The following is a 19,072-nucleotide window of genomic DNA, read 5'->3' as shown; positions in this document are numbered from 1 at the left end:
GTATAAAAACTGATGTTTACTGCAACATCTGTGTCATAGATATTGATGTTGCGCTCATTTTTAACCGTATTGCGATCCTAATCTTTGATCTAAACGAGGAATGTAACAGATTAGGTTTCCATTTTTCGTCGCTCTGGTATGATCAGTGCACAACATAACTCTCATTAATTTGGAATAGTGGCCTGATGACAACTGTCCCCCAAGCACCTTCTAAGCCCAAAGACAAAGATATTATTGAAGCAAAAGGCCCAGCGAGCTTTGCTGAGAAGTACATTGTGCGTTCAATTTGGGAGGGGAAATTTCCACCCGGCTCAATCTTACCTGCAGAGCGTGAACTCTCTGAGCTTATCGGTGTGACACGTACCACTCTTCGTGAAGTTTTGCAGCGTCTTGCGCGTGATGGTTGGCTCACTATTCAACATGGTAAACCAACTAGGGTTAACGATATTTGGGAAACCTCTGGTCTCAATGTATTAGAAACCATTGCAGATCTTAATCCTGCAGGTGAACCAGTTTTATTGGAGCAACTTCTCTCTGCACGAACCAATATCAGCGCCATCTATTTTAAGGGGGCGGTTCGCTATAACCCCGATAAAGTGCTTGAAGCGCTTTCGCAGTTAGCCAGTTTAAAAGATGATGCCAAAGCTTATATTGAATTTGACTATCAGCTACACCACACATTGGCTTTCCATTCAGGTAACCCACTGTATGTACTGATTTTAAATGGTTTCAAAGGCTTATATAGCCGCGTGGGTGAAGAGTATTTCGCTATCGATAAGGCTAGGGAGCTTGCACTCGATTTTTATCAAGCGCTAGAAGCACTGGCTAAAACCCAGAATCATAACGATGTACCGGTATTAATGCGCAGTTATGGCATTAACAGCGGTAAAGTTTGGCAGCGTTATAAAGCTAATTTAATGCAAACAGCCGAAAGCGTGTAATAGCTATGATGGTAAAAAAGCCGCTTAATTAAGCGGCTTTTTTGTGGATGAGAGTTAATCAATATCGAAGCTATAATAGATATCTAAAGTTTGTTCCACTGTACCTGAAACACTTTCTAAATAGAGTTGTGACATCAAGTAGTAGCGAACTGTCATCTCATACCCTGGATTGAATACGCCGACACCATATTTCACCATGAGGTTTTCACCTATAAACCCACTGATGGCGACTTTACCATCATCATTTGCATCTAACTGGACGTTTGAAATACCAAATTTTTCAATTATCCCAGTGGCAGAATTACTCAAGTTATTGACAGTCCCGCCACCTAATTGATTGCCCAAAGTTAACGCTGCACCCATCATCAATGCGCTATTTTGATCTTCACTGTTACTATTAAAGCCAGTACCTTTAATAATATAGGAGAGGATCTCTGCTTGTTCTTTAGTGGGTGAAGAGAAAAGGCTCACTACAGGTTTTAGTGGGGTGCCAGTAACCCTGACTCCGGCAATAACATCATCTTCCTTGATCTCTCTGGTGGCTTCGATATTAAGGTTAGGTACCTCCATTGGTCCGATAAACTGAACTTCACCTGCTTTGATATCGAGTGTTTGCCCCATAAACTTATAGGTACCGTTGACAACCTTTATATCGCCATAGAGCAGCGGCGGTTTTAACGCTTCTTGGCGCAGATTTAATGTACCTTGCAGCAATCCTTTAAGGCCCATGCCATCAATGGTTAATTTGTCGCCAACGTTAATGATTAAATTGCTGGTGATGGCGGTTGGATGACGGGCTAACTCTTCACTGGCAATACTGTCCTTAAAGACTACATCGCTGGATTCAGCTACACCTCCTTCTGGTAACTGCACGATATTGATACTGCCTGAAGGTATATCGATTTGGCCGCTAATATTGACCCTGTTAGGGCCGAATTTTACCGCCACTGACGGTGACACATCTAAAATTGCCATTGGTGGCTGAATGATAGCGAGTTGTTTACCATCTATTTCAATCAGCCCGTTTAATTCATCATTTTGCCAATCTAAAAAGCCGCCAATCGCTGCTTTGCCTTGACCCATAATCCAGTTACCCGAGATTTCTGCCTTTTGGCCTGACAATGCCACCGTAGCGTTGATTTGGTCGAGCAGTGTGGGGTTAGCGGCGGCAAGTAGTTGTCCATCCTTGAGTGTGATTGCACCTGTGATATCAGGATCTGCCAATGAACCAGATAAGGCTAATTCGCTGGAAATCATGCCCTGTATGTTTTCCAGTTGCGGGATAAAATCAGACAGTGAATGGAGGTTGATGTTAGCGGCATCGATATTGCCAGCCAAGTGGTGCTCAGGTGTCACACCAATGGTTATTTTGCTGGATACGCTAGCAAACCGTTCGGATTCAAACTGAGTGTCGATGGCCAATTGTTCTTCATCTAACTGGGCATCTAGGTTTAGGTAGTTATATTTTGCGACAACAAGCTGTTTGGTGGTTTTGAGTGACACTGTTCCTTGTTCTAAAGCAAGATTGAGCTTAGCTTGTGGTTTTTTGCCTTGCTGCCATTTAAAAGATGACTTTAACAATGCTGATCCCTGCCAAACGGTATCTTGGGGCAGCAAGGGTGTTAAAAGTGTACCAATATTGCCGTTGAACGCCATTTCAGTGCTGCCATTTTCGCTTAATTCGATAGCGTCTTGTAGGCATAAATTGCCTTGTTGGTGTTGCCAACAAAATGGCGAAATTGCACCGGATAGCTTTTTATTATCCCACACAATATCAATAGGTTGTTCCAGTTGCCAAGGCCCAAGAATTGAATCGAGATTTAGTCGGCTAATGTTAGCATTTAACAATTGCTTTTTTTCATCAAAAGTTGATCGAATTGACGTGACCAAGTGCAGATCACCAAAGGTTTGCAACCCCAGTTTTTGATTATTTAAATCGCCTTTTACCCCCAAGGTCATGGAGGACAAGGAGAGATCATTTAACGCCATATTCGACGACTTCAGTGATAGGGCAAATTGATGCTCATCCATTGGACGATAAAACCCTTTCAAGGTTGCTTTTTCTACCGCGATATCGGCAAACAATAGTTCGATTGTTTCAGCATTAATAGATACTTCAGGATGCTCATTTTCTCCAGAGATATTGATTTTGGCATCAATGGCACCGGTGGCATTAGGTAACCAAAAGCTCAGTGCCGGAACGGTGAGTTGACCATTGAGTGCCCACTGCTCGGTGACGCTGCCGCTGACCGCGAGGCGAGACTCTAAGGCATCGACAATCAAGTTATCTGCATCAAGGTGCCATTGATTGTCTAAACGTATTCCTCCCTTTACCGTTAAGGGGTATTGATCAATTGATCCGGTCAAATTGGCCTGTTGTAATCCTATCCGCCAGGTTTTCTTGTCAATTAGGCCATCAGTTTTCAGGTGACCACTTATCAATGTCGTAGGCAGCGGTTCCTCTAATGGGAGTGATAGTGGCTCGAGATTTAGCTTGTCAGTATCGACAATTGCGTTCCAGGCGATGGCGTCACCAAAATCAAATGTTCCGCTGACTTTTGCGTCGCCCATGTCACTATTGATAGCCAGTTTAGCGATTTGTAGTCTATGATCTTGGTGCTCCAGCTGGGTGTCGAGGGTAAGCCAGGGATGAAAGGGCGTCTTTAGTTCTGCTTGCAATGATGCATGCTGCTGCTTAAGGGACCCATTACTATCCAACACAAGTTGTTTGGCTAAATACTCGGGACTATCCAATGGCCAACTAAGCTGTTTACTGGTTAAGTTAAGCTGATAGGGTAAGCTGGCATCGGATAAATTAATGTTGCCAAGTAAGGTGAAGTCACTCTGGCCTTTACCTATGGCGTCTAGGTGTAATTGATTAAAGTCGCCGTTAAGGGTTAGTGCAAGCTGCTGGGCTGATAACCCTGGTATCTCATTAATTTTATTAACGTCTGCATCAGCGTGAATAGTCATTGGATAATGGTTATTGAGACTGATATTACCATCAAGTTTAACATCGCCGTATTCGTGGCTAACCGATAAGCTGTCAACGGTTACTAAGTAACCCACATAACTGCCTTGTAGGCTGATGGATACAAACGTATCTTGGCGCGTCCCAAGATGCAGTTGGCTATCTGCTAACCGAGCATCATCGATGAATATAGGCATAGGAATGGCTACCTGTGGCATGGTTGCCAGAGGCCATTCGGTATCAAGTTCTGAGGGATTTTGCTCGGGCGTTGCCTTGTCTGTTGCCAATGGTATCGACACGAACAGGCCATTACTCTTTAACTGGTTAACCCGCAACCCCGTTTCTAACCAACTGGCAGTGCCCTTTATATGTGCGGCATTGAACTGCATCTCATTAACGCGCACTTGGATATTCTTAAGTTGAGTTTGTGTCAGCACAATGCCAAAGGGAAGGGTTAAAGTCTCATTCGTGTCTGGCCCATTACTTGGTATACCTTGGTTGATTTCGCTCTCATTGCCGTTATCTTTGCTTTCAGCAGTGGCGTTATTAGCTTGGGTACCAATGAGGTCAGTGTCGATGTTGACGATGACTTTATTTGCATTTAACGCATTCACACACAGCTGTTTTTGAATCAAGCACAGCGGTTGCCAGCTGATCGCTAACCCTTCAACTTCAACGTCAATCCCAGACATATGCCAGTGCCCATAAGCAAGTTCTAGTTGTTTATTTAAACGACCTGACTGATAGGTGACTGACAGATTGGGGACAAAGGTGTCTGCGAGCATTACCGCTACTTGAGTACCAAAAGGTGTGCCCAGCATTAAGGCAATAAGGATCAATAGTAGTAACGGCAGATAAAGGATGACGCGAAGCGTATTTTTTATCCATGTTGTCAAACGAGGATACCAAGGCTTGGTCGCTTTGGCCGTTGGTGTCAGCTCGTCATGGGGAGTTGGCATCGGCTGTTGACTCATAGCTCTGCCCCCATGGTGAGGTGGATGCGCCAAGAGCGATCAACAGTCTCTGTCTCTTTGAGTCCAACACCGAGATCGAGCTTAATTGGACCGATTGGCGATATCCAATGAATACCGCCACCAACAGCTACAATAGGTTCAATTTGGTTAACATCAAATGCATTACCCGCATCAACAAAGGTGGCTACACGCCAAGTTGGCGTAACATAGTATTGATACTCCAAACTACCGACCATTAGATAGCGTCCACCGACCACCATACGAGCGAGCTGTTCTTCGCTATTGGTGTAATCGATATAGGGGCCAAGCTCTTGGTAGCTATAACCACGAATGCTTTGGTCACCGCCCGCAAAATAACGTAGTGAGGGGGGAATATTGGCGAGATCTGATTCTGCGGCAATATTGGCGGCAAGGTCGAGTCGTGACACTATGCGGTGCTTTTCAAAAAAGGTATCAATCCACTTAAACTTTGCTTGTAATCGAGTCAATCGAATATCTGAGCCTAAGTTAGGATCGGCATATTCCAGTGAGTAATGTTGGAAAAAACCTGATTTAGGGTCGAGAGAGTTGTCACCGCGATGGGTTTTAGAAAGGCTACTACCAAGGAGCACCATCTGCGTATTGTAGTCAACGTCTCGCTGCGTGTAGGCTTCTTTTATGCCGTCAATGGAGTAGGTAAACAACCAATTATTATCGAAGCGCTTTTGACGGACCACCCCCGCGGTGGCTTTGGTTGACTCAAGTTCGCCCGTGTTAACGTAATCGCGTTTGTTTGGGTCATACACCTGGGTGACACCATATTTATCTCGTAAGATACCCACACGAAGCTTTAACTGATCATCTAATGGGTGAGTCAATGGAATGGTATAGGTTGTCAAAAACTTAGGCCGATCTGGCGACCATTCAAGGCTGGTTTCTTGCGAGTGCCCATATTGATTCACTTGTGGTGTGCGCCACGTTAGTCGCAGCCTAGGCTCAATTCCGCTGTTAGAGCTGTTGCCTATTTCGGCACCTACGCCTATCTCAAATGAGTGGCTAGGGCGGTCAGTTACGCCCACTTTAATCGGAACTGCTTGCCCCTCAATTTTGTCAAGTTGGGGTAGCACCTTGATATTGGTAAAGTAACCCGTATTGATTAGCTCGCGATTAAGGTCGCCCAGCTTTTTGGTGCTGTAAGTGGTACGTGGCTCAAATGGGATCAGCTGATCGAGAAATCCATCGACTAAGCTATCTCCCTCAAACGTCACTTGGCCTATGTGGTAACGAGGGCCGGAGTCATAATGGAGTGTGATTTGCGCCGTGTTGAGATCGCGGTTGATGACGATACTATTGGCACTGTACTTACCATCAAAATAGCCTCGTGCAAGAGCAATTGTCAGCAGCTGAGTTTTAATCTCTTCGTAAACGCCGTGATTAAGTATGTCTCCGGGTTTGACGTTGAGCCCTAAAAGCCACCGATTGACCACCGCATCTTGTAGGATCTCACCACTGAGTTGGATATCAACCCATTGCAGCTTCGTAGGCTCTCCAGGTTTGACTGTAATAGAAAGTGTCCAGACGCCTTTTTCTGGGCTACTGAGTTGTTGATTAACATTGGCGTGATAGTAGCCTAAAGAGTGCAATGCCGCATTGATGTTATCTTCAGCATTAAACACAAAAGCGCGACGCTGTACATCAGAGGTTGGCAGCGTGCCTAAGTGGGCATTGATATTACGCGCCAACGCGTTATTGGCGCCGGCAACTTCAACATTTAACCAGTCGTTTGCAGCAGCTGAATATGCGACTAAAGCTAGGCTAAATATCAAACTCTGCATTGCCAACTTTGGTGCGGAAAATAATCGCAAGTAAAAGCTCTATCTATTTGAAAGTTTTATTATCCTTTATTGTCGCAGATTATTGGCCCCAAGCAAGATGAGGATTGTAATTATTGGCGATTATAGGTACAAAGAAGCCATCTATAAGGCAACCTGCGATAATAATAACGATGAAGAAAACTAACTACCTTGCTTTGATCTCACTATTGAGTAGCCTGGCCGCTCCCAGTGTCGTCGCGGCAGAACAGCCTTTTTCTATCGCGATCCATGGTGGTGCTGGCACCATTTCTAAGGCTAAGTTAACGTTAGAACAGCAGAACGCCTATCGTGCAAAACTGACTCAAGCGATTGATGCAGGATATAAGGTATTAGAAAAAGGCGGCGATAGCCTTAGTGCTGTGACAGCAGCCATCAACATATTAGAAAATAGCCCACTGTTTAATGCTGGGCTGGGTGCTGTGTATACGTTTGATGGTGCACATGAGATGGACGCGTCCATTATGGATGGAAACTCCATGAATGCCGGCGCAGTTGCTGGGGTTAAGCACATTAAAAACCCCATCGATTTGGCTCGGGCAGTGATGGACAAGTCTCCGCACGTGATGTTGTCTGGTGGCGGTGCAGAAGAGTTTGCATTAACACAAAATTTTAGTTTAGTGCCTGTCACTCATTTCGATACCGATAGTCGCTATCAACAGTTGCTAGACGCTAAAGCTAAAATTAAGGCTGCGGAGCAGGGCGACACAGCGGGCCTCGAGCAACAGGCGAGTCTCAACTATATGGATTTAGACTATAAATTTGGCACCGTAGGTGCGGTGGCGTTAGATAAACACGGCAACCTCGCCGCGGGTACCTCCACTGGTGGAATGACGGCAAAGCGCTTTGGACGGATCGGTGATTCTCCCGTCATTGGTGCAGGTACTTATGCAGAGAATGGTGTTTGCGCTGTATCGGCAACGGGACACGGAGAGTACTTTATCCGTTACCATGTTGCAGGTGACATCTGTGCTAAAGTTAAGTATCAACAAAAGTCGATTGTTCAAGCGGCCGATGAAGTGATTAATCAACGGCTTATCACTGCAGGTGGCACTGGTGGTGTTATCGCAATCGATCAACGTGGCAATATTGCTACCCCCTTCAATACTGAAGGAATGTATCGCGCGACACGCAAGAGTGGCGAAGAAGCTCAAGTGATGATTTGGCAAGATAATTAATTGGTTTTTCCCAATTAATGTTTGATGTTTTTTTTGGGGAACTTTCCCCACCCTAAAGGGCTTATTCTCTATGTTAGTACCCAAAATACCTAAAGATGAAAGCACTCGGCTTGCCACCCTTAATGCTTTACAGGTTCTTGATACCTCACCGGAAGAACGTTTTGATCGCGTAACGCGTCTCGCAAGGCGCTTATTCGGGGTTAATATTGCGCTAGTGAGCTTGGTCGATGAAAACCGACAGTGGTTTAAGTCTGCCATGGGGCTAGATGCGAAAGAGACACCCAGAGATATCTCTTTTTGTGGCCATGCAATATTGGGCGATGAGCTGTTTTATATTCAAGACACCTTATTGGATGAACGTTTCGCTGATAATCCGCTTGTCACCAGGGCACCGCATATCCGTTTTTATGCTGGACAACCTTTACGGGCCGCAAATGGACAGAAAATCGGTACCTTGTGCATTATTCATGACGAGCCTAAAACCCTGACCCACGAGGATATGGAGACCTTGGTTGATCTTTCGAGCATGGTGGAGCATGAGTTGGCTGCAATTTCGTTGGCAACCCTTGATGAATTGACAGGTATAACCAATCGACGTGGTTTTTGTATTTTGGCTGACAAAGCGTTGACCATGAGCCGCCGAAGGGGGCTATGCAGTAGTCTAGTTTTTATCGATCTTGATAGTTTTAAACCTATAAATGATCAATATGGTCATCAGGTGGGTGATGAGGCATTACGTCTATTTTCGCAGCAGATGGTTGATACATTTAGAGATTCTGATATTTTGGGCAGAGTTGGCGGCGACGAATTTATCGTCCTGCTTAGTGACAGCACAATGCGCTCAGCGATAGAGGCGATTGATCGTTTTAACCTAGATTTGAACAAAAGCCTACAACGAGAAAAAGCACCTTATCAATTAAATTTTTCCTATGGTGTTATGGAGATCCCAGCAGATAGTGATATCGCTTTAGATACTGCCATTGAAGAAGCCGATCAGCGCATGTACCTGCAAAAGTACGGTAAAAAAGTTAACCATAATTCAAGCAGGACTAAAGGCCAACCGGGCCTTGATTAGTTTAGCCTAGAAGCAATTGGCCAAATATAAAGCCAAGCAAGACTGAGGTGCTGATAGTTACCACGCCTGGGATGAAAAAGGGATGATTAAACACCCACTTTCCTATACGTGTTGACCCCGTGTCATCCATCTCTACTGCGGCTAAGAGCGTTGGATAGGTCGGTAGTACGAACAAGGCACTTACGGCTGCAAACGACGCAATTGCAGTGAGTGGTGCAACACCGATAGCTAATGCAGCAGGCATTAATGCAGTGGTGGTTGCACCTTGAGAATAGAGTAACATTGAGGCAAAAAAGAGTACCACTGCTAGCAGCCAAGGAAAGCGACCGAGTAGTTCCGATGACACTGCTTTAATCTCTTCAATATGACCCGCCACAAAAGTATCACCTAACCATGCGACACCCAGAACACAGATACAAGCGCTCATGCCCGATTTGAATGTGGCTGCATCAGGGATCTTGCTTGCATCAATTTTGGTTAGGGTGACGATAGCGGTGGCGGCAGTCAGCATAAAGACCATAATGGCGTCATTACGGCTCAAGCTTGGATGGGTAATTAATGCTACTGAGTCGGAAATGAGTGTAGCGTAAACCACCACACTAATAATCGCGACAACAAAGATTGCGGTGGCCAGTTTCGCAGAGGGTAGGATGTGACGACTCGTGACCGCATTCGTTGTGACTAACCCTTGGGCGAGACGTTGTTGATAAACCGGGTCTTCTTTAAGTTCACAGCCGATAAAATTGGCGACAAAGGCACCGGCCATACAAGCCATAAATGTTGATGGTATGGCGATAGACAGCAGTGTTAGGTAACTCACGCCATTATTTTCCAAAATACCAGAAAAGAACACGACTGCCGCAGATATAGGCGATGCCGTAATGGCGACCTGGGAGGCGACCACAGAGATTGAGAGAGGACGGGACGGCCTAACACCTTGCTCTTTTGCCACTTCGGCAATAACCGGCAAGGTAGAAAAAGCTGTGTGTCCCGTACCAGCAAGCAGTGTCATCAAATAGGTGACCATAGGGGCATAAAAGGTGATCTGCTTAGGGTTCTTGCGTAAAAAATTCTCTGCTAACTTTACAAGCCAATCAAGGCCGCCAGCGACTTGCAATGCCGAAATAGCAGCAATAACCGACATGATAATCAGGATCACGTCGACAGGAATGTGTCCCGTATCGACGCCCAGAAATAGTGACAGAACCAGTACGCCAGCGCCGCCAGCTAACCCTATACCAATGCCACCCATTCGAGCGCCGAGATAGATAAAGGCAAGTACAATAAAGAGTTCGATAGCAATCATTAGCACTCCGGTGCAAAGTAAAAGGGAGTCGCATTTAACAGGGAGGGCGAGTAGTAGATGTTGCCTATGCGCGATAACGTCATTTTACCGGTTTTGTCTTTACTGTAGCGCTTACTAATTCATTTTATCTGCAAGCTGTGAACTGACTCACTGCGTGGCGTTGAGGGATTGGTGGTTGTGCACAAAAAAGTTTTAATTGCTATCTGGCCAGTAGTTTTTCTATTATGGATTGATGGCTGATTAAGCGAGGAAGATGTGGCGAAGTTTGATGTATTTGGTACCACAATGATTATAACGCGCCGTGATCGGGGATGGATGTTAGCGATTGAGTCAGGATTAGGTATGCGCCGTCCTGTGACTGATGTCGTGATCGCCCATTTGCTTGTTGAGGCTGAGTTGGCTCAATATTTGGCCGATATTTACCATGAATCGGCAAGTATTCAACATCCAGACGTGATAAAGCTCGCTTAGCGGCAAGCAACAACGCTATTTCCAAGGATAAGGGATGATAAATAAACAACGCTCGGACGTTTGGCACTGGTTTAGCCACGGTCACATTAGCCCAAACGATTTCAAAGCCGCGATGTCAGTGGCATCGCCACACCCAAGTATTCAGCAATGGCGTAAGCTAATCGGTTATTTATTACTTTATCTTGGCGTACTATTGCTGAGCGCTGGGGTGATTTTTTTTATGGCGTTTAACTGGAACGCCTTAACTAACTTGACCAAATTTGCCTTGGTTGAATCGCTATTGTTACTGTTTATTGTTGGCTTCTATCTGTTCAATCGACAACAGCGAAAGCAAACGACACCAAAGCGTGTGGAAAACCATTATGGCTGGACACTGGCTAACGCAATGTTATTGGGTGCCAGTATCATGGTGGGAGCATTATTGGCGTTAGTGGGACAGACCTATCAAACTGGCGCCGATCCCTGGCAGTTGTTTGCTACGTGGGCGTTACTGATTTTACCTTTTGCCATCATCGCAGGGTTTGACCTGTTATGGTTACTCGTCCTTGTGTTACTCAATGTTAGCTTAGTGCTCTATTTCCGTACTTTCTCCGGCATGTTTAGTTTTATATTTGAAGATATCGAGCAAATCGCTGTGTTTGCTTGGTGTAATTTAATGATGCATGGCGTATTTACTGCGTTGAGGCGGGTTAAATGGGCAGGTCGGTCACATTTTTGCAGTCCGAGTGTCGAAACAACGGCACTATTTGTCTCGGTATTTGGTTTAACGTGGATGATGATTTGGGTTGTTTTTGAGTTCAAATTTAATCTTAGGTTTGCTTGCTTGGGCCTGTTTTATCTACTGACTATGGCGGGCGTGTTTGGCTGGTATCGTTACCGCTTGCCCACCTTATATCCACTGACGTTGGTGTTGACCAGCCTTAGTGCTGTGATAATTGGTTTATTATCCAGAGGGTTATTAGATTCAAACGATCCCGTCGGTGGCTTTTTTATGCTAGCGATGGTGGTCGTGGGGTTAACCAGCGGCTGTTTAATTTGGCTAAAGCAATTGCAGAAACTGTTCATTGAGATGGCCTGTGTTGACACTGAGGTAACCCGCCATGAGCCATAATATCACCCAGCGCAAATTATGGCAGAGCTTGTCAAATCAAGGGCTACTCAATGGCGACACGTTACCCGAAACAGAGTTGTCGGTACCTTGGTATATCATTGGGGCGCAAATGCTTGGCGGCTGGATAGCGGCACTTTTTCTATTGGCCTTTGTGCTGGCGAGTGCTTCATCTGTTGCCGACATCACTGAGTCGTTTATTAGCCTTGGGACGTTGTTGTGTTTAGGGTGTTTAGTTTATTACCGTATTGGCGCTAATCGTCAAGAGTTTGTATTACAGATGGTGTTTGCCTTCAGCCTTTGTGGCCAACTGATGCTGCTTTGGGGGATATATGAGCGTTTAAATGCCTTTGATGATACGCTGATCGCCTTAATCTATCTGTTAGTGTTTGCCCTACACTGGCTGGTGATTCCTCATAAGATTAATCAATTTGTAGCGGCACTATGCATGGTGCCTAGTCTGTTAGCCATTTTAGTCATTAATCAGTGGACGGTGCTAGTACTGCCACTGCTAGTGGTTTTACTTATGCTTATCTGGCTGAGCGTCTACCGCTGGCCTCAGCATTATCAACGCCTTAGGGTATTAGGGTATGCGGTTGGGATTAATTTGTTGATGGCAAATGTCTCCATGACTGAGATGGGACAAATGATGAATCTGCCCAAGGTGTTGATGACGTTTGATGCAGCGATGAGCCAATATATGGCCATCACCATGATCTTGTTGTCGGCGCTTTGGCTTATTAGACAAGTCTTAAATCAGCTCAATACTCATGCTAAAAGTAACGGGGCGATGTTAGCGAGAGCCAAGTTTACCACTATCTTGGTTGCGATATTTATTAGTCTGCTTTCCATTGTGATGAGTGGAGTTAGCGCTGCAATATTAATGTTGCTGTTAGGCTATTTTTATAACGAGCTTAAGTTGGTGGTGCTTTCTGTGTGTGGCTTAGTCGCTTTTATCGGCCTTTATTATTACTCGCTGCATATGGATCTGTTTGATAAGTCGTTGTGGTTAATGGCGAGCGGCTTGCTGCTGTTAGCCCTCAGATTTGCTATGGGTGAGAGCGAAACAGTAGAGCGGGAAAGTACAGGGAGTGAGGTCAAATACCATGAAGGTGAATAAATCATTGAAATTAGATTATGCATCCGTATGGGTGGTGGTAACAGCTTTGACGATACTCGCGCTGATAAATGTCAATATTTACCAACAGGAACAGTTATTGGCCGGTGGCGATGTGGTGATTTTTGAACTTGCTCCAGTTGATCCTCGCTCATTAATGCAAGGGGATTATATGGCGCTTAATTACCGCATAGCGGCTAGCCTTCGTCAGACTGTCAAAGAGGAAAATGAAGACGGGCTATTTGTTATCAACATTGCTAACCAAGGTGTGGCGCAATTTGTTGGGCTCTACCAAGGAGAAACATTACAGACAGATCAACGACTCATTCAATATCGGGTGCGAGCAGGTCAAGTGAAACTTGCCAGTAATGCGTTTTTCTTTGAGGAGGGCAGAGCCGATGAGTTTGCGTTATCTAAATATGGAGAATTTCGCGTTGATCCGGCGGGAAAATTGTTGCTAAGTCAGATGTTGGATAAAGATTTTAATCCTATCTAAGCGCTGTTGCGTTGTAAGCTTTGTTACGGTGGTAGGATGACCATTATCCCAATGATGGGGATTGTTTAAACGTAATAAAGAATACTTGTTGTTTTAATGCTGTCGGCCTGCCGGTTGTAAACAATATTTTTTATCTTTAATTTCAGTTGACTGCTATGCGTTGAGGGTGGGTGTACATCCAATTTTTGGTAAGTGTTTGTTTGAATGCGATTAATTACCTCCCTAAACAAAACGGGCTAAACAGCCTGTTTTAAGTCAAAAACAGTCTTAACAATAATCATTTCTATTATCATGCGTTTGCCTATTACTACCCTGTTTATACGGATTCGCTGACGCTTTTCTACGTCCGACTTGACTACAATTAATGCGTTACTCAAGATGAGGTGAATAGTAATGGACAGCTATCAGCGGATTTTGGTTGTGGTCGATGAACATGACTTTACCCTAAAAGGGATCTCTCGAGCAGCTTATATTGCGGGAAAGAATCATGCAGCTGTAATTGTTATGTTGCTGGAGCATGGCAACACGGTGAACCGTTTGCTTGATGCCTTTGAGGTGAAAACGGAGATAGGCAAACCTTCGACATTAGAAGAGAAGTACTATTGTTTGCATGAGTTTACCAAAAAGGCTGCACACACTGGCATCAACATTTCGATGGCATCAATCAGTTGCCATAGCAGCGATGACGTACTGCAATTTTGTTTAGATTTTAAGGTCGATGCTGTGGTGGTATCCGCATCGCGGCATAAGATGTGGGACTGGTTGACGATTAAACCACTGGATTTACGTTTAGTGCGAGAGTCTGACCAACCGGTCTTCGTGGTAAAGGATCATCCTTGGCAGCCAGGTGGGCATATTTTGTCCTTCGTGGAGCCTTGCTGTGAAGATGAAGACCACAAATCCTTAAACAGTACTGTATTGCAAACCTCAGCCCACTTTAGTCACTTGCTACAAGGAGACTGTCACTTAATCGATTGCTTTTATGGCGATAACCCCAGTATCTCTTTTCATCTTGAAAATGACCAGAGGACCAATCAGCAGCACCACATAGAAAAACTCTCAAACTGTTTGAGCCAGTATCATTTAGACTCAAGGGGTGGTAATGATAACAATTCGTTGCTTCATGTGGCTAAAGCCTTGCCTGAAGATGCTATAGAATCTGTCGCTAAGGAGGTAGATTCTGAACTGGTGATAGTGGGCGACTTTGGTCATCAAGGATTGCTCAATAACATGTGCGGCAATATCGCAGAGCTAGTGATTGACAGAATTAATTGCGACCTATTAGTGGTGAAGCCACAAAGCATGCATTAACCGCGACCAATAAGCTAGATACGCCGCTGGCGCAGCCAATACCTTGACTGCGCAGCACGATTAACTTACTACTTTTTGACCCATTTACCGTCTTTAGTTTGGATATAGTGGCCTTTTTTAGTCGCCGCTATTGCCTTCTCGGCTGCTAACTTGGCGACATCCTCAATACTAATACCATTCTTAGTGGCGATCTTCTGATAGTGGGCTTTACGTTTAGCATTTACGGTTGTGGCTAAATCGCTGCTCACACCACTGTTGACCACGAGTCCAAGATAACCGTTGGTTTGCTCACCGACTAAACCTTGGCTTTTAGCATCTTGAAGCGAGATCGCAAAGGCATTAATACTGAGCAATAAACCTGCCGCGAGTACAAGTAGTTTACGTTTCATTTTTATCTCCTTATACCTATGTCGGTTTAAAATAGTTCGTCATTATTAAGCAGTGCGTCGAGTTCTTTATCGACTTTAATCTTAATTTCATGCTCAATTTTAACATTGAGATTAATGACGATAGGTTTATCGGGTGGCTCAATCTTTACGGTTGGCGTACAGCCAAACAGGGTGACGACAGGCAGTAGTATGATAACTGCATAGGGCCATTTGGGTAGTCTCTTCACGGATAGTTCCTTTTATCTGCTAAACAGGATTGCTGCTATCGTTATGATTGATAGCGTAACAGGGCGAATATGACTGTTAGCTGAACAGTGTTATTGGCTAGCCATCGCTTCTTCGATTTGAGTTTGCAACCGATCACCAATTTGTAAACTTTGAAGTAGTTGTAGCATGTTTTCCTCTTGAGAGTAGTTCAAGTGAATCGGGCGTTCAATATCTTTTGCTCGACCTTTTACATTGACCATAAGCTGCGCATCACCATTTGATTGCATATCAAAGGAGCTGGATAATTCGCTGTAATTGAGCTCTTCCAAGGCGGCAAAAGCAAAATCCAGGTAGGGTTGTGACAGGCGCATCTGTAACACGGCAGGGTTGTTCTCGACCTTAATCAAGCCACCAGGCGCTCTTGCGGCAAGCCGGCCGCCTTCTATCGATACTTGACCGTTTGTTAGTTCAACTGGCAGTACGCCATCAAAAAAACCATCGGCATAGATACCGACTTGTGGTTGAATGGCTAATAAGGCTTGCAGGTCTATCGCTTGTAGCACCAGATAGGCTTCTGATCCTCCGTTCAAATTGAGATTGAACTTAGGCAGGAGTACGCTGCCGCCTAATGTGTTGGCGTGCGCTTTAATATCGATCTGCGCTTTTCTTAGCGGGGAAATCGGGGAGTAATCAATTTGTGGTGTCACGGCATAATTGCTCTGTGCTAATGCACCTTTATTTGCCTTGAACGCTGAACCCTCCAGTGAGATCTGTGTAGTGGCTTCTAGATCGGTTAATAGGACCCCTGGATTAAACGCGGCAACCTTCAGCTGCAGTGCATCACAGCCAAGCCGCGTAATATTGCCGAGTAAATCGCGACTAGAAAGGCTGCAATCTCCACTAAAACTTGCTTGTTCTAATGGAAAATTATTGATTGACCCCTGGCTTATCTCAACCTTGGGCGTCATCTTCATAGCAAGTGCGAGGCCGCTTTGCTGCCATCTCAGTTGATAGTCGCTGGTGATGCTCATATCGCCAATTAAGTCGGCTGGTAATTGGGTTGCAAACCAAATGTTAGACTGGGTAAGTAGTTGGTTAATATCGCTATTGAATGAGAGTTGACCATCCAACAGCGCCACCGTTTCCTTGCTGGAAAAAGTTAATTGGTGAGCGCTATTGAATTGAAGGGTGTCGGCCTGCCACTGTTCAGTGGTACTAAGCCTAAATTGCTCATTGGCTGGTCGCCAACTCAATTCTTGTGACAAGGTTGCACCGGTTAAACTCAGAGTCTTGCGATTTTTCTGTTTATTGCGCTTTTTATAGTGCTCGGTGGCGGTAACATTATCGAGCTGATAGGTTAGCGAGGTTTGCCCCGGTTGATGGAGCAACGCTGTGATGACATGTTTAGCTTGCTGGGCGTCAGAGTCATCTTTTATCGAGTTGAGTGAAAAGCCTTGGCTATGCACCGATGCGCTATCTAGCTGCAGTTCCGTTTCTCTCGGCTGATTTTCGCTATTGGTTGTGTGCCGATAGATTGAGGTATTACTGGCCACAACACGCATTTCTGGGAAGCTAAACTGTGGCGGTTGTTGGTCTCTATAACGGTTAGCAAATCTGAATTCATTTGTGCTTTGAAAAGTCACTGTATCGCTGCGTAGGCTATCATCTTTTGGTGTCAGTGCATTCCGGCTGAGTAAATGCGGTGATTTGGTCGTCATCGTCATAGGCAGTATCGACAGTTGCTCAACGCCCTGTAGACCCATGGTAAGCGATGCGCCAGCAAACTGCATAGTACTCAGTTGGCTAGTGAGTATTGATTGAAAATCGGATTGACTGGAAGATCCTCCATGACGATTATCACTGCCTAGTGGCGATATGGGCCGACCAAACTCAAATTGATTACCTTCAAGGATTACAAGCAGTTCACCGACCTCTGCGGTTAGTGATTCAGTTACGGTCAGTCGAGTTGCTTGCATAAGCTGCAGGGAGATTTGTTGAGCGGTCACCGCGATGTTCGGCCGCTGGTAAGCGGGTGACTGGAGTTTAAGTTCGCTGCCTGGCGCTATGGTTAGCGCGTACATTGCCGATGTGGGTTGACCTAGGTTGTTAAGACCTCCAGTGAATATCAATTCCCCATGAGTGGCAAGTTTGAGCTGCGCCAGATTAAAGGCGTCATCTTGATTATTGCAGGTCGGCTGGGTATTGAATTGACCGCTATCAAGCGCGGACAGACATAGCGGTGCTCCCTGTTTGAGGTTTAATGACCACTGGCTATTTGCATGACGGCTATTGTGCGTATGGACATAGCGGCTATCGGTTAGCTCAGCACTTAGCGAAAAATCAGCTAATGTGACCTCGGCAATGGCGCTGCCGAGCGTCAACTGGGCGTTAGCCATTCGATAGAGAAGCGGCGATTGTAGTGCTAGGTGAATATTAAGCGATGAAGACCCCGTAAATTCTGTCGCTTGTTGAGCATCTTTTATGCGTTGAAATAGGCCATGCAGGCCAGTTTCATCTAATGGTCTGAGCAAGCCTTGGTACTGCTCTTCAGATAGCGCTAGTTGCAGCGACAGAGGTTGTAGCGCCAAGGTTAGGTCAGTGATGGGCCCATTAAGTGTAAAGCTGATGGGGCCTTCGGCTTGGGGATGTGCTGATTGAGGTTGCAAGTCTAGTGGCGTTTGCAGTGACGTGCCAGCAATCTTGTCCACTGACATAGAGAGGTTTGACAGCTGGTGGGTAGAGGTTAATTGAGCGGTGGAGATATCTAATGTGGCAGACGTGGCAAGATCGCCAGTTAATGCCAGGTGGTGACGTTCAACCGTTTCCTTTAGTGCGATCAGTGGTCCCAGCGGACCTACAGGGTTAACAGTGGGGAGTTGAGCGATTTGATTGAGCAGCCCTTGCAGTCTCTCAAGAGATAGCGTGCTGTTTAACGCCCATTGATTGGGATTGAGACTAACCTCAAACGCCAATAAAAGCTGTCCTTGGTGACTGAGTGCGCTGGTCACCCTCCCTTGGTCGTCCAAATTTAGGTAGTCCATATCCAGGCTGAAATCCATAGTGTTGATTTCTTTGACCTCAAAATGGGTTGGGCCGATAGCGATTTGTGGTAGATGGTTGAGATCTAACGACAGGGTCGGCCCACTGCTTGAATCTTGTGCCGATTGCGGGTTTAACAGTGTCGGGTTTAATGCAACTGAGATATTACCTAGTGCAATGGTTTCGATATCTTTTAGACCCATATCTAGCCAAGATGGTTTTTTCGCCAGTGTTAACTGCAGGCCGTCAATATGAATTTGGCTGTCGTTAACGTCGAGGGACAGCGTGTCAATGCGCAAATGACTTAGGGACGATAAAGAGAGCGTGATGGCAGTGACTTGGCTGCCTTGAGGCATAAGATAACGATTAGCAACTGCTTGGGTCAGATAGCTCATATTGACAATCAGAAGGCTGCTCGCGATGCCAACAGTGATAAAAAATAGCACTGTTATTAACATTAAGCGTTGAGTCACGTTAGAAAAGCCCTGCCGCATCTATCCCTATCTCTTGAGAAGTTCCATCCTGTAGCGTGAATTCTATCATTCAATCCAGGTGAGAACTAATGGCTTTAGTCCTGAAGGGACGATCAGTGTTGTGGTGATGCTAGACGGCGCATCGACGAAGTAAATATTGAAAGAA

At 45.4% G+C, this 19,072-nt stretch carries 14 protein-coding genes; 8 read left to right on the top strand and 6 right to left on the bottom strand.

Annotated elements, in window-relative coordinates:
* The first annotated feature begins 185 nt into the window (after positions 1-185).
* Positions 186-941: a fatty acid metabolism transcriptional regulator FadR gene (fadR, locus tag L876_RS0100805; RefSeq protein ID WP_051412832.1), complete on the top strand. Its 756-nt coding sequence runs from the start codon at positions 186-188 to the stop codon at positions 939-941.
* 54 nt (positions 942-995) lie between these two features.
* Here fadR and tamB read toward each other — a convergent pair whose 3' ends face one another.
* Both tamB and L876_RS0100795 read right to left on the bottom strand, forming a co-directional pair.
* Positions 996-4,886 (bottom strand): autotransporter assembly complex protein TamB, encoded by a 3,891-nt coding sequence (gene tamB / locus L876_RS0100800; RefSeq protein WP_028762032.1) that lies wholly within the window; start codon positions 4,884-4,886, stop codon positions 996-998.
* Positions 4,883-6,700 carry an autotransporter assembly complex protein TamA gene (locus tag L876_RS0100795; protein WP_051412843.1) on the bottom strand — a complete coding sequence of 606 codons (1,818 nt, stop codon included), beginning with the start codon at positions 6,698-6,700 and terminating at the stop codon, positions 4,883-4,885. Before L876_RS0100795 ends, tamB begins: the two co-directional genes overlap by 4 nt.
* A 170-nt stretch (positions 6,701-6,870) precedes the next feature.
* On the opposite strand from L876_RS0100795, the gene L876_RS0100790 reads away from it, so the two are divergent.
* Together L876_RS0100790 and L876_RS20835 are read left to right on the top strand one after the other, a co-directional pair.
* The gene (locus tag L876_RS0100790; protein WP_037427691.1) at positions 6,871-7,914 is read left to right on the top strand and encodes an isoaspartyl peptidase/L-asparaginase family protein; all 1,044 of its coding nucleotides are present in this window, start codon (positions 6,871-6,873) and stop codon (positions 7,912-7,914) included.
* A gap of 70 nt (positions 7,915-7,984) precedes the next feature.
* Positions 7,985-8,989, top strand: a complete 1,005-nt coding sequence (locus L876_RS20835; protein WP_051412830.1) for a GGDEF domain-containing protein — start codon at positions 7,985-7,987, stop codon at positions 8,987-8,989.
* A gap of 1 nt (position 8,990) precedes the next feature.
* On the opposite strand, the gene L876_RS0100780 is transcribed toward L876_RS20835, so the two are convergent.
* Entirely contained in the window at positions 8,991-10,295 is a 1,305-nt protein-coding gene (locus L876_RS0100780) for an anaerobic C4-dicarboxylate transporter (RefSeq protein WP_028762029.1), read from the bottom strand.
* Positions 10,296-10,550: 255 nt separating this feature from the next.
* Between L876_RS0100780 and L876_RS0100775 the strand changes: the two genes are divergently transcribed.
* The 5 genes from L876_RS0100775 to L876_RS0100755 all read left to right on the top strand — a co-directional run bounded on the left by L876_RS0100775 (position 10,551) and on the right by L876_RS0100755 (position 14,798).
* Complete coding sequence (locus tag L876_RS0100775) at positions 10,551-10,766, top strand: DUF7661 family protein (RefSeq protein WP_028762028.1); 216 nt, start codon at positions 10,551-10,553, stop codon at positions 10,764-10,766.
* 34 nt (positions 10,767-10,800) lie between these two features.
* Positions 10,801-11,877: a DUF2157 domain-containing protein gene (locus L876_RS20830; protein WP_051412828.1), complete on the top strand. Its 1,077-nt coding sequence runs from the start codon at positions 10,801-10,803 to the stop codon at positions 11,875-11,877.
* Positions 11,867-12,994, top strand: a complete 1,128-nt coding sequence (locus L876_RS0100765; protein WP_028762027.1) for a DUF4401 domain-containing protein — start codon at positions 11,867-11,869, stop codon at positions 12,992-12,994. Before L876_RS20830 ends, L876_RS0100765 begins: the two co-directional genes overlap by 11 nt.
* Entirely contained in the window at positions 12,981-13,487 is a 507-nt protein-coding gene (locus tag L876_RS0100760) for a GDYXXLXY domain-containing protein (protein ID WP_051412827.1), read from the top strand. The genes L876_RS0100765 and L876_RS0100760 overlap by 14 nt, the downstream gene beginning before the upstream one ends.
* Positions 13,488-13,880: 393 nt before the next feature.
* Complete coding sequence (locus L876_RS0100755) at positions 13,881-14,798, top strand: universal stress protein (protein WP_028762025.1); 918 nt, start codon at positions 13,881-13,883, stop codon at positions 14,796-14,798.
* 68 nt (positions 14,799-14,866) lie between these two features.
* Here L876_RS0100755 and L876_RS0100750 read toward each other — a convergent pair whose 3' ends face one another.
* The 3 genes from L876_RS0100750 to L876_RS0100740 form a co-directional block, all read right to left on the bottom strand.
* On the bottom strand, positions 14,867-15,187 hold the full coding sequence (locus L876_RS0100750) for a YdbL family probable chaperone protein (RefSeq protein WP_028762024.1): 321 nt from the start codon (positions 15,185-15,187) through the stop codon (positions 14,867-14,869).
* 26 nt (positions 15,188-15,213) lie between these two features.
* A complete protein-coding gene (locus L876_RS0100745) occupies positions 15,214-15,381 on the bottom strand; it encodes a YnbE family lipoprotein (protein ID WP_373316113.1) in 168 nt (55 codons plus the stop codon).
* Between the two features lie 123 nt (positions 15,382-15,504).
* A complete protein-coding gene (locus L876_RS0100740; protein WP_028762022.1) occupies positions 15,505-18,927 on the bottom strand; it encodes an intermembrane phospholipid transport YdbH family protein in 3,423 nt (1,140 codons plus the stop codon).
* Positions 18,928-19,072 lie beyond the last annotated feature (145 nt).

This window comes from Shewanella colwelliana ATCC 39565, assembly GCF_000518705.1.
GTDB lineage: Bacteria > Pseudomonadota > Gammaproteobacteria > Enterobacterales > Shewanellaceae > Shewanella > Shewanella colwelliana.
The sequence above is the reverse complement of the archived record's forward strand: the minus strand, read 5'-3'. Positions and strand labels throughout refer to the sequence as shown.

Coding starts and splice junctions, on each gene's coding strand:
- fadR (WP_051412832.1), top strand. CDS start 186: ATGACAACTGTCCCCCAAGCACCTTCTAAGCCCAAAGACAAAGATATT.
- tamB (WP_028762032.1), bottom strand. CDS start 4,886: ATGAGTCAACAGCCGATGCCAACTCCCCATGACGAGCTGACACCAACG.
- L876_RS0100795 (WP_051412843.1), bottom strand. CDS start 6,700: ATGCAGAGTTTGATATTTAGCCTAGCTTTAGTCGCATATTCAGCTGCT.
- L876_RS0100790 (WP_037427691.1), top strand. CDS start 6,871: ATGAAGAAAACTAACTACCTTGCTTTGATCTCACTATTGAGTAGCCTG.
- L876_RS20835 (WP_051412830.1), top strand. CDS start 7,985: ATGTTAGTACCCAAAATACCTAAAGATGAAAGCACTCGGCTTGCCACC.
- L876_RS0100780 (WP_028762029.1), bottom strand. CDS start 10,295: ATGATTGCTATCGAACTCTTTATTGTACTTGCCTTTATCTATCTCGGC.
- L876_RS20830 (WP_051412828.1), top strand. CDS start 10,801: ATGATAAATAAACAACGCTCGGACGTTTGGCACTGGTTTAGCCACGGT.
- L876_RS0100765 (WP_028762027.1), top strand. CDS start 11,867: ATGAGCCATAATATCACCCAGCGCAAATTATGGCAGAGCTTGTCAAAT.
- L876_RS0100760 (WP_051412827.1), top strand. CDS start 12,981: ATGAAGGTGAATAAATCATTGAAATTAGATTATGCATCCGTATGGGTG.
- L876_RS0100755 (WP_028762025.1), top strand. CDS start 13,881: ATGGACAGCTATCAGCGGATTTTGGTTGTGGTCGATGAACATGACTTT.
- L876_RS0100750 (WP_028762024.1), bottom strand. CDS start 15,187: ATGAAACGTAAACTACTTGTACTCGCGGCAGGTTTATTGCTCAGTATT.
- L876_RS0100740 (WP_028762022.1), bottom strand. CDS start 18,927: ATGCGGCAGGGCTTTTCTAACGTGACTCAACGCTTAATGTTAATAACA.